General features: G+C 40.8%; 4 protein-coding genes. 3 read left to right on the top strand and 1 reads right to left on the bottom strand.

What is annotated here, in order from left to right; genetic code table 11:
- Window positions 1-32: 32 nt before the first annotated feature.
- The 3 genes from ODU50_RS05635 (at window position 33) to ODU50_RS05625 (ending at window position 11,603) form a co-directional block, all read left to right on the top strand.
- Entirely contained in the window at window positions 33-6,509 is a 6,477-nt protein-coding gene (locus ODU50_RS05635; protein WP_203181274.1) for a YPDG domain-containing protein, read from the top strand.
- A 572-nt stretch (window positions 6,510-7,081) separates the two neighbouring features.
- A complete protein-coding gene (locus ODU50_RS05630) occupies window positions 7,082-9,844 on the top strand; it encodes a G5 domain-containing protein (protein ID WP_105153311.1) in 2,763 nt (920 codons plus the stop codon).
- Window positions 9,845-10,478: 634 nt separating this feature from the next.
- Window positions 10,479-11,603: an aminotransferase gene (locus ODU50_RS05625; protein ID WP_105148148.1), complete on the top strand. Its 1,125-nt coding sequence runs from the start codon at window positions 10,479-10,481 to the stop codon at window positions 11,601-11,603.
- 14 nt (window positions 11,604-11,617) lie between these two features.
- On the opposite strand, the gene ODU50_RS05620 is transcribed toward ODU50_RS05625, so the two are convergent.
- Window positions 11,618-12,799: a DUF2974 domain-containing protein gene (locus tag ODU50_RS05620; protein ID WP_105159243.1), complete on the bottom strand. Its 1,182-nt coding sequence runs from the start codon at window positions 12,797-12,799 to the stop codon at window positions 11,618-11,620.
- Window position 12,800 lies beyond the last annotated feature (1 nt).

Below are 12,800 nucleotides of genomic sequence, written 5' to 3'. Positions count from 1 at the left end.
TATGTTTTTTAATAAAGAAGGAGATCGTTAACATGGAACGAAAACGACCGAAAAAATTTGATTGGTACAATGCCAAGCAACGTTTTTCAATTCGTAAGTATCATTGTGGAGCCGCAAGTGTATTACTTGGGGTATCGCTTGCTTTGTCAGGAGGTATGGAAGTTTCAGCATTGACGATGGATACAGCGCCATCAAATTCTGTTGCTGAGACAATAAGTTTATCTACTGATAAAACGGAGGCATCCACTGATGCAATAACATCAACAGATACGACTGCAACAGATGCTGTGTCCTCTAAGGATGTGGTAGAGCGTGCAACAAAAATTGACTATACAGTTGAATATCAAGATGAAACTGGTACTGCTGTAGCTACAGTAGCCAAATCAGTTTCCTTGACTACAAAAGACTCTATTGCGATTGCAATTGTGACTGAGACAGCTGAGCTACCGGAAGGGTATCAACTAGCAGCCAATGAAGTGGCAACGATTAATTCTGGAGTAGTAGAAGGAGGAAGTACAAAAATTGTTTTCAAAGTTGTGAAGCAAGCAGCGGAGACAGCAAGCGTAACAACCTCAACTTTACCAATTGATACTGCAATCTCAACGTCATCAGCTGTACCAGCTGAATTTAAAGCAAGGGTAGCTACAGAGCCAGCAACTATTGAAGACGTAAAACATCTTTTAGACCAAGTATCATCTGAAGCGGCAGTTCTTGCCTCACAGGGTGAGAGATTGGTTGCAACAACTGAATCTAATAATTCATTGCTAAAAACTGCAGTGACAAATGCTCGTTTGGTAGCTAATCAGTCAGAAGTATTACTGGCAAATTCAGCTGCAACGGTTGAACAGTTGTATACACAGATTAATTCGGTTCGTACAAACGTAGAAGCACTAGCTGTGGAATTGCGCAAATTTAGTCCAGATGGTGTCATCACGGCTCAATTAGGTGCAACAGCCCTTGCGGACCCTGTGGAAGTTTTAAATCGTCCATCTGATTGGAAATATGGTATCAAGTCAGTTACGTCTCAATATATTGGTAAAGACTCAGAAGGCTTAGATATGGTCAAATGGGTGATTACCCATGATTCCAAATCTAAGTGGCATTGGCAGTATATGGTAATTGCTACTAGTGATAAGTTTAACAATACTGCTGGTGGGGGTGATATTAAAATCACTTCTGGTTCACCAGACTTGACGGTGTATAATTACCAAGACAGACTCGGTTATATCAACTTTGAGGGGGAATTGAGTAACTATTTTGGGTCCAGAGGCAATGATGCTTTTGCACCGAATGAAAAACCCTCTAAGGGATCGGGTGCTAACCGCGTAATTCTCTATGATGAATCATGGAGAGATGTAGGGGCGGCTGATTATGTTATTGAAGTTATTACCCACGGACCAAATCACACCCTATATGTACGCTCTGCCGCTTCTCGTACCTACCTAGATACGGAGAATGATTTACGTTCTTCAGCCTCACCCACTAACCCTGATTGGGATGATACTCTAACCCGTTTAACTCAAGAGCAACGTTATGGAGATAGAAAAATCATCACTGATGACGGTTTCTTGAAGGGTGCTGGTCCGATAGAAGAAAATACACCATCGACAGCTACCAACAAGCACGACATCTTTATCTTCAATAAGACACCAATTAAGACAGTTGATAGCTCTAATAAGCCAGATGGTTTGGACAAGGTAAAAATCGCTGACTTAGTAGATCCAGAAGGCATTAAGTCTGTCGAAGTTAACCAACCAAGTTCATTAGGTTATTCAGTAGACAAAGACGGAAACGCATACGGTACTGCTTCTGTAGACAAACTTGGTTATTATTCTCGCGGACTGAAAGTGACAGATAATAAGGACAATGTAACCGATGTTCTTTCCAACAATAAATACATGACCTATGTTTTGGATACTGCCGTTAAAGGTACTGTAATCAAAGAAGACTGGGAAGGTGTCACTGAAAGCGATATTCTAAGCCAAGTAGAGATCAATACAGGTGGTGTAGCTAATGTAGCAGAAGGCAAGGGTTACCGTAAAGTTCTCTTGAAGAATGAGAATGAAGACTTGTCTAAACTTAAAGCCGGTACTTATGTATTTACAGTCAGGGTTGTTACAGATTCTAGTGTTTATAAAGATGAGGATGTCACTGTCATTGTGAAAGCCACTGTAAGTACAGTTGAAATTACTGACTTTAAAGAAGGTGACAGAAGTGTTGAGCTTGTTCCAAAATCTGACGTTGACCAAATCTTTGTCGGAGTTCAAGGGAAATCTGTTAAATTAGTGAAAAAGCCAGATGGAACTTATGTGGCGGAGGAAAATGCGGCGAATGTCACTGTATCAACTAATCCAAAAACAGGAAATATCACTCTAACCTTACCAGATGGAAAAACTTTTGCGGCAAGAGATCGTGTTGTTACTCGTGCTGAAAAGCAAGATCCTACCGAGCTAGATGGCTATGTTAGATCTCCAGAAGTAGAGAAATTTGCGACTGCCTTGAGCGATGTTGTAAAAGCAAAGCCAAACTATCCAGTCACAAATGTCGTTCCAGGTACTCCAGCTATCTCAACACCTACATTTACAGATGCAAGCGGTCGACCAGTAGCAGCTCCAAAGAATGCAACTTATGAAATTCCATCAGATTTCGAAGTTCCAGAAGGATATACTGCAAAAATCAACCCAACGACGGGTGTTGTAACAGTTACAGTTGCTAATGGCACGACAGTTGAAAGCATTGAAGTACCAGTTAAGGTGACTTATGAAGATAAGACTGTGGAGAATGCGAAAGCTAAGTTCCAATTAGACACAGATGGTGACGGTATGCCAGATGTGACCGATAAGGATGATGATAATGATGGTATTCCGGATACAGAGGATAAAAATCCTAAGAAAGCAACGAATACAGTTATTACAGCAGATGATGCTACAGTAACCGAAGGTCAACCAGTTAAACCAATCCCAGTGACTGTAACATCTGATAATCCAAAGGCAACAGTTAAAGTAACAGGCTTGCCAGATGGTCTCACATTTGATCCAAATAAAGGAGAAGTCACAGGAACTCCTAAGAAGATTACAAATTGGGGCAAAGATGAAGAGAAACGTGATTTCACTGTAACAGTTGAAGCTAAGGATGATAAAGGTAATCCGATTGTCGACAAAGACAATAAACCAGTAATCAAAACCATTACAATCACTGTTCAACGCGATACAGATGGCGATGGTATGCCAGATGTGACCGATAAGGATGATGATAACGACGGTATTTCAGATGAAGTCGAAAAAGAAAAAGGTACTGATCCAAAAGTACCGAACGCTGGTGTGACAGTAACACCTAAAGATGTTCTTGAAGGTCAACCAGTTCCAGATGGTACTCAAGTTGTCAAACCAGAATCACCTAAGACAGTAATCACACCATCTGCTCCGGTCAACGGTGTATCAGTAGATGGCAATGGTAATCTTGTAGGTACACCAAAAGTGGACGATTGGGGCAAAGACGAAGAAGAACGTGAAATCACTATCCCAGTCACTGTTACAACAGATGGCGAATCTAAAGTAGTTAATGTACCAGTCACCATCCAACGCGATACAGATGGCGATGGTATGCCAGATGTGACTGATACTGATGATGATAACGATGGCATCTCAGATGAAGTCGAAAAAGAAAAAGATACCGATCCAAAAGTACCGAATGTGGGCATAGCAGTAACGCCTAAAGATGTTCTTGAAGGCAAACCAGTTCCGGATGGCACCCAAGTTGTCAAACCAGAATCACCTAAGACAGTAATTACTCCATCTGCCCCGGTCAATGGCGTATCAGTAGATGGCAATGGTAATCTTGTAGGTACACCAAAAGTAGACGATTGGGGTAAAGATGAAGAAGAACGTAAGATCACTATCCCAGTTACTGTTACAACAGATGGCGAGTCTAAAGTAATTGATGTTCCAGTTACAATCCAACGTGATACAGATGGCGATGGTATGCCAGACGTAACCGATAAAGATGATGATAATGATGGTATTCTAGATACAGAAGATCCAGCTCCAAAGGATCCAACAAAACCTAATACAGGTGTAACCGTAACGTCTAAAGATGTTCTTGAAGGCAAACCGGTTCCAGATGGTACCCAAGTTGTCAAACCAGAATCACCTAAGACGGCAATCACACCATCTGCTCCAGTCAACGGCGTATCAGTAGATGGCAATGGTAACCTTGTAGGCACACCAAAAGTAGACGATTGGGGCAAAGACGAAGAAGAACGTGAAATCATTATCCCAGTCACTGTTACAACAGATGGCGAATCTAAAGTAGTTAATGTACCAGTCACCATTCAACGCGATACAGATGGCGATGGTATGCCAGATGTGACTGATACTGACGATGACAACGATGGTATCTCAGATGAAGTCGAAAAAGAAAAAGGTACTGATCCAAAAGTTCCGAATGTGGGCATATCAGTAACACCTAAAGATGTTCTTGAAGGCAAACCAGTTCCGGATGGCACTCAAGTTGTTAAACCAGAATCACCTAAGACAGTAATCACTCCATCTACTCCAGTCAATGGTGTATCAGTAGATGGCAATGGTAACCTTGTAGGTACACCAAAAGTAGACGATTGGGGCAAAGATGAAGAAGAACGTAAGATTACTATCCCAGTCACTGTTACAACGGATGGCGAGTCTAAAGTAATCGACGTTCCAGTTACAATCCAACGCGACACAGATGGTGACGGTATGCCAGATGTGACTGATACTGACGATGACAACGATGGTATCTCAGATGAAGTCGAAAAAGAAAAAGGTACTGATCCAAAAGTACCGAACGTTGGTGTGACAGTAACGCCTAAAGATGTTCTTGAAGGTCAACCAGTTCCAGATGGCACCCAAGTTGTCAAACCAGAATCACCTAAGACAGTAATCACTCCATCTGCTCCAGTCAACGGCGTATCAGTAGATGGCAATGGTAACCTCGTAGGCACACCAAAAGTAGACGATTGGGGCAAAGATGAAGAAGAACGTGAAATCACTATCCCAGTCACTGTTACAACAGATGGCGAATCTAAAGTAATCGACGTACCAGTAACGATTCAACGCGACACAGATGGCGACGGTATGCCAGATGTGACTGATACTGATGATGACAACGATGGCATCTCAGATGAAGTCGAAAAAGAAAAAGGTACCGATCCAAAAGTACCGAACACTGGCGTGACAGTAACACCTAAAGATGTTCTTGAAGGTCAACCAGTTCCGGATGGCACTCAAGTTGTCAAACCAGAATCACCTAAGACAGTAATCACTCCATCTACTCCAGTCAATGGTGTATCAGTAGATGGCAATGGTAACCTCGTAGGCACACCAAAAGTAGACGATTGGGGCAAAGATGAAGAAGAACGTGAAATCACCGTTCCAGTCACTGTTACAACGGATGGCGAGTCTAAAGTAATCGACGTACCAGTTACGATCCAACGCGACACAGATGGCGATGGTATGCCAGATGTGACTGATACTGATGATGACAACGACGGTATTACTGATGAAGTAGAGAAGGAAAGCGGCACCGATCCTAAGTCTCCTAATACAGGTGTAACAGTAACACCTAAAGATGTTCTTGAAGGTCAACCAGTTCCAGATGGCACTCAAGTTGTCAAACCAGAATCACCTAAGACGGCAATCACTCCATCTGCTCCAGTCAACGGCGTATCAGTAGATGGCAATGGTAACCTTGTAGGTACACCAAAAGTGGACGATTGGGGCAAAGACGAAGAAGAACGTGAAATCACTATCCCAGTCACTGTTACCACAGATGGCGAATCTAAAGTAATTGACGTTCCAGTTACAATCCAACGCGATACAGATGGCGATGGTATGCCAGATGTGACTGATACTGATGATGACAACGATGGCATCTCAGATGAAGTCGAAAAAGAAAAAGGTACTGATCCTAAGTCTCCTAATACAGGTGTAACTGTAACGCCTAAAGATGTTCTTGAAGGTCAACCAGTTCCGGATGGCACCCAAGTTGTCAAACCGGAATCACCTAAGACAGTAATCACTCCATCTGCTCCGGTCAATGGCGTATCAGTAGATGGCAATGGTAACCTTGTAGGCACACCAAAAGTGGACGATTGGGGCAAAGACGAAGAAGAACGTAAGATCACTATTCCAGTTACTGTTACAACAGATGGCGAATCTAAAGTAATTGACGTTCCAGTTACAATCCAACGCGACACAGATGGCGACGGTATGCCAGATGTGACTGATACTGACGATGACAACGATGGCATCTCAGATGAAGTCGAAAAAGAAAAAGGTACTGATCCAAAAGTTCCGAACGCTGGTGTGACAGTAACACCTAAATCGACCGAAACTAAGTCAATGAAATCTACGACAGCTCAACTACCAAATACAGGTGAAACAAGCACTGTTGCAGTTTCAGCTCTTGGTGTAGGCATGTTGATTGCAACACTTGCCCTTGCAGGTAAGCGTCGTAAAAAAGGTGAAGAATAATTAGGTTTAAGAACCCATAATCTCCACTTTTAAATATACAAAACAACCTCCGAGATTTATTCTTGGAGGTGGTTTGTTGTACGAATAATCACCCAAATAACGAGGTATCTATCCAATCACTCCCTTCTCCAGTATACTGTTAGAAAAAACAAAACTGGAGGGTGTTTTGATGTCACCCCCTCTTCTGCGGAGATTGAAAGAGTTGGCTTGAATGAACAAGAATTTTTGCCATTATATAAACGTTTTTGATAATAAAAAATAACTTAGTTAAATGGTGAAAAAGATGTTGGATAGGTAGCTTGTTGAGGAGAAATAACCTCATTTTTACTGTAAAATAAGACTCAATTCCTTGGGGGTGAGATGCTATTCTTAGAAAATTGTAAATATCATAAAAACACTCTGAAGAAATTATAGACCTATATAATAAATACATGTATTTTTTGTTGGAATGGCACGCTTGATTTGTGATAATGTTAGCTTTTCATAAAGTGCTGTGATATAATCAGTTGTGTATTGATAACTTATCTTGTGCAGTTGCGACTTAGCATAAGAGGAATTAATGAGGAAAAAAAGTGAAAAAAAATAAAATTAAATTATATTCAGCGCTCATATTAACAAGTCTTGTGACAGTAGACATTAGTAGTGGTTGGAACATTAGTGCTGAAATTATAAAACAAGTACTTACCTTGGAAAATGCAATAAAGATTTCAGAAGGGAAAATCACATTAGAAAATCGTCAAGTAGACTCTCTTTTACTTGGTAGTGATATTCTGCCAGATAATGATAATGATGGTGATGGTTTAGCAAATAAAGAAGAAATCTATACCTATGAGAAAGACAAAACTACTTATTTCGGTTATTATAGTCATCCATTTCTTAAAGACAGTGATGGTGATGGTTTTTCAGATGGCACGGAGCGGACGGTTACTGATTCCCATCCTCAATTGACAGATCCCTTGAAATGGGATGTTACGTCTAGAGAGATGGCCATGTTTATGGAATTGGCTTATAGAGACGATGATTATATAAGAAAGGTACTAGATCCACTACAGCCACTTGATACTCTTTATGATGGTAGACAAGAGTATGCTATGATGCATAAGGAACTCTCTCCATACTGGCGAATGGTAAGAACTTTCCATGAAAATAATGGATTTGATGCAGTTTTGTTCGAGACGACTTCTAATTATCCATTTATTAATGCTGGTGAAGTGCAAGTCCTTGCAATTAGGGGGACAAAAGGAACTTCCGATGTGGATGATGATCTTAGTATTTTCTTTGCAACAAATCCCAAACAGGCAAATAGTATTGAAAGATTGATGGATCAGCTTCAGCAGTCCACACAAATTAATAATTTGTATTTGACAGGACATTCTTTAGGTGGTTATCTTGCGCAACGTGGCTTTATTTATGCTAATCAAAAGAACTATGATTGGGCAAAAAAATCCTACACATTTAATGCTCCGAAAATAAAAGGCCTTGTTAGCAATCTCAATGGTATTGCTGCAATAGGAGACCAGCTGACAAATGAAGGAAAATCGATTCATTATGCAACAGATAATGATACTTTAATTACTAATGGTGTTGGGCATTTTTCTGGCACAAAATTTGTTGGTAAATCCGTGGCGGGGCACGGTTCTAGATCTTTCTTAGAACCGTTAATGAATGGGCAATATGACTTTACAACGGGGGACAAGAAAAGCATTAATGAGACAGGTTACATTGATCCCAAATTAGCTAATTTATATTATTTTACATTGCCAGAAGCAAATGTCTATGAACCAATTTTTTCTGATGAAGAAATTTTTGAGGGAGAAGAAGTAGATTTTAATGATAATCTTACCAATTCTAAGGACCTCCCTAATACTATAACTATACAAGATATTACTCCAAAAGGCACTGTTAATACGAATAAAGAGGGAGATTATCTTGCAACTGTACAAGTTTTGTATTCTGACAATAGCTATGATGTACTGCAAATTCCTGTAAAAGTGCATAAGAAAGACTATCCTACCTCTCTAAGTGTAGCCCTTCCTGAAGCTGTCATTACGGAGAAAGAAATCCCTTTTGATACCCTTTATCAAGACGATCCCACACTTCCAGTTGGTCAAGAGTTTGAGCAAGTTGCCGGTGTAACAGGAAAAACCAATGTGATTAGTATTGGAGACCAGACTACAGAGGTCGTTACCACTGCCAAAGTAGATCGCATTGTTAGAGTTGGTACGAAGTTAGCAGCTGCTCAGAGTGCAGACCTTGCCGAAGCTGTTATCACGGAGAAAGAAATCCCTTTTGATACCCTTTATCAAGACGACCCTACTCTTCCAGTTGGTCAAGAGTTTGAGCAAGTTGCCGGTGTAACAGGAAAAATCAATGTGATTAGTATTGGAGACCAGACGACAGAGGTCGTTACCACTGCCAAAGTAGATCGCATTGTTAGAGTTGGTACGAAGTTAGCAGCTACTCAGAGTGCAAACCTTGCCGAAGCTGTTATCACGGAGAAAGAAATCCCTTTTGATACTCTTTATCAAGACGACCCTACTCTTCCAGTTGGTCAAGAGTTTGAGCAAGTTGCCGGTGTAACAGGAAAAACCAATGTGATTAGTATTGGAGACCAGACGACAGAGGTCATTACCACTGCCAAAGTAGATCGCATTGTTAGAGTTGGTACGAAGTTAGCAGCTGCTCAGAGTGCAGACCTTGCCGAAGCTGTTATCACGGAGAAAGAAATCCCTTTTGATACCCTTTATCAAGACGATCCCACACTTCCAGTTGGTCAAGAGTCTGAGCAAGTTGCCGGTGTAACAGGAAAAATCAATGTGATTAGTATTGGAGACCAGACGACAGAGGTCGTTACCACTGCCAAAGTAGATCGCATTGTTAGAGTTGGTACGAAGTTGGCAGCTGCTCAGAGTGCAGACCTTGCCGAAGCTGTTATCACGGAGAAAGAAATCCCTTTTGATACCCTTTATCAAGACGACCTTACTCTTCCAGTTGGTCAAGAGTCTGAGCAAGTTGCCGGTGTAACAGGAAAAACTAATGTGATTAGTATTGGAGCCCAGACGATAGATGATGTTCGAGAGGTTGCTGCTGGTTCATTAGACTTGGTTTCTACATCTGACTTAGGGGAATCTCGGGAGTACACTGCTAAAAATAAGGTAATTAATGGTACAAATACAGATGATGTTCCAAAACCTAAGAGACTTCCTCAAACCGGAGAAAATAAAGGGAGCTTACAGACTTTTTTCGCAGTAGTTGGTATCGCAATGATTAGTGTTTTGGTTTATGTTAAGAATCAAAAAAATCTGATTTTCTCGAAATTAAAACAAAAGATGTAGAACACTGTAAATCCTTTTTGTATCAGCAAGTCGTGCTAATACTAAAGATCTAATGATTCAGTCAACTGAAATGGATTAAAGATTATTTGTTAGGTAGGAAAAGTTCCAGAATTAAATCGTAATTTTGGGACTTTTTTTCAATATACTCCATTATTGGGCGGTACAGATTATCCGTTGTCAACTTGCATTGATGAACCCTGGTCCTATCTTTAATTTTGTTTTTAAGGCTACTTTTGATGTTTATTGAGTAGAATATGAGAGTGTGGCAATCATATATTCCTTTTTGGTACGTCGGGGATGAAGTGAAAGTTCTTTGTGGCATCTGCTATTGGTATTGGTGAACCCAAAATAGACTTTTAAGCCTGACTACTGTGAGGCGGCGGATTAAAACGACTCCCTAACTGTTTCAATCAGGCAAGGCGTGTTCAAACAATCCACTGGAGTTTTTCACTCGTCGAAGTACTAAAATAGAAACTAAATGATGATACAATCAGTATTCTCTCAAAAAATTAACTTGATTAGCGACAAACTATTTCTTACAGAAAAGTACTTTACTTGGGAATGCTTGTGTATTTATACGATTTTGTGAGAATATGGTACAATAGAAACAGTAAAAAATGAAGTTGGAATAAAAATGAAATTACCACGTTTTGGCGTTGAGGAATGGCTGAATGTCCATGAAAATAGCGCGATTTATGATATAGCTGGGGTGTCCATTTCTTCATTGACTTTGGAGGAATTGTTTGCCTTGTCGGGCACCAATTCTGAGGATTTTTATGAGAAATTGCAGGGCACCAAGCTCAACTATGGCTGGATAGAAGGTTCGCCAGCATTTAAAAAATCAGTTAGTCAACTCTATACAGGCGTCAAGCCAGAACAAATTCTCCAGACCAACGGGGCAACAGGGGCCAACTTGTTAGTTCTTTATAGTTTGATTGAACCAGGAGACCATGTCATTTCCCTTTATCCGACCTACCAACAACTCTACGATATTCCAAAGTCCTTGGGAGCAGAAGTGGATTTGTGGCAGATTGAGGAGGAAAATGGCTGGTTGCCAGACTTGGAAAAACTACGTCAGCTCATTCGTCCTAACACTAAGATGATTTGCATCAACAATGCCAATAATCCAACTGGTGCTGTCATGGATAGGGCCTATTTGGAAGAATTGGCGGAAATTGCTGGTGAAGTTGGAGCTTATATTCTATCGGATGAAGTCTATCGTTCCTTTTCTGAGCTGGATGTGCCATCTATTATAGAGGTCTATGATAAAGGAATTGCTGTAAATAGCTTATCCAAGACCTATTCCCTGCCAGGTATTCGTATTGGTTGGGTGGCTGCCAATCTTGAAGTGACAGATATGTTGAGAGATTATCGGGATTACACTATGATTTGTGCAGGTGTCTTTGACGATCTGGTGGCTCAATTAGCTTTGGCCCATTATCAAGAAATTCTAGAACGAAATCAGCGTATTTTAGAAGGAAATCTAGCAATTTTGGACCAATGGATTGAAAATGAACCCCTCGTTTCCTATATCCGTCCAGCAGTTGTTTCGACCAGCTTTGTCAAGATTGCAGTGGATATGCCTATGGAAGATTTTTGCTTGCAGCTTCTGCAGGAATACGGTGTTCTCCTAGTTCCTGGTAATCGATTTGAACGTGACGGCTATGTCCGTCTAGGTTTTGCCTGTGAACAAGAAACTCTAATCAAAGGATTAGAAAAACTATCCCAATTTTTAAGAAGATTTGATAAAGAAAACTAGCTCAGGTGGTTGAGCTAGTTTTCTTTATTTTCAGGTGTAGTTCTTTGGAACAATTTCCGCCAATCTGGTAGAGAGATTTCAGTGCTTGGAATGGAGGTGCTAATATTGTCCCTCCAGATTTGATAACGGGTATCAAAGAGGAGACGAATGAGTTTGTCCACCATTTCGGCTTCTTCTGGAGCTATTTCTTTTCTCAGTCGATCAATTTCTTGTAATTTCTGTAGGGGATTTACCGTGATGTCGCTAAAACGTTCAATTCCTGCTTTGATGAAGATGCCGAAAAACAAATCGAAGAAGTCTCGTAATTCATCGTCTGTTAAACTAGCCGTCCAAGTTTTTAAGGCTTGGTCGGTTTGTAGGCTATCGCTGGTCAGGGCAGGGGCTAGTTTGAAGTCGCTTCCGTCAACCTCCCAAGAAAAACTGATATGTTGTAGAATGCCGAGGGTATTACTCTGAACGATTTGAGCATTTTCTGGTGTTTCTAACATCATACCGACAATTGAATTCTGGGGAATGACAGGGAAAATCCGTTGGTGAATAGCTTGGTAACTAGGTGCTTCCAAGTGTTTTTTGTGTAATCCAGGTGAATCAAAGGGATAGATAGCTAGGATTCTATCCTGTTGGTCTGTAGCTTGCTGGCATGCTGCATAGAGGGCTAAATTTCCGCCTTTCGAATGACCTGCCAGATAAAAATGGCCCATCTGCTGCATCATAAGTTTTTCTAAGTAGCCACTCGCTGCACGTTGGGCAGGAATTTCATCCATATAGGTCATGTGGAAATCTTCCTTCCAACCGATAATGGTGTCGTCTGTTCCTCTGAAGCAAGTCACAATTGTTTTTCGGTCAATGCGATAGCTGATTGCTGAAAACTGCTTTTCCTGTTCCAACTGATAATCGTCAACGAAGCCAAATGCCTTGATAGATTTGAAGCGTTTGGATTTGGCTAGAAGTCCAAGTAAGGCTAGGCGGTTTTTGGTCACCATAGAAAAGGGAGGGAAATTATTTTTGTAGGTCTCTTCAAAGGCCGCTGCCAACCGATCAAGTCGTACACCATTTTCTGTAAAAGAGTAGGGGACCAGATTATCAAAAGGGAGGTAGGAAAGTTCGGTCAGAGCCAGAATATCTAGCTTATTGATAGGTTTATCATAAAAATTATCGTATTGAGTTTCTTCAATATAGGTTAATAAATTCGGCATA

The organism is Streptococcus sp. 2020WUSS084 (assembly GCF_044427445.1).
In the GTDB taxonomy this organism is placed as follows: Bacteria; Bacillota; Bacilli; order Lactobacillales; family Streptococcaceae; genus Streptococcus; species Streptococcus suis.
Note: the sequence above shows the minus strand (reverse complement) of the source record. Positions and strands in the feature narration are given on the sequence as shown.

Excerpts from the sequence above, each read along its gene's own strand:
- ODU50_RS05625 (WP_105148148.1), top strand. The coding sequence starts at position 10,479 with ATGAAATTACCACGTTTTGGCGTTGAGGAATGGCTGAATGTCCATGAA.
- ODU50_RS05620 (WP_105159243.1), bottom strand. The coding sequence starts at position 12,799 with ATGCCGAATTTATTAACCTATATTGAAGAAACTCAATACGATAATTTT.
- ODU50_RS05635 (WP_203181274.1), top strand. The coding sequence starts at position 33 with ATGGAACGAAAACGACCGAAAAAATTTGATTGGTACAATGCCAAGCAA.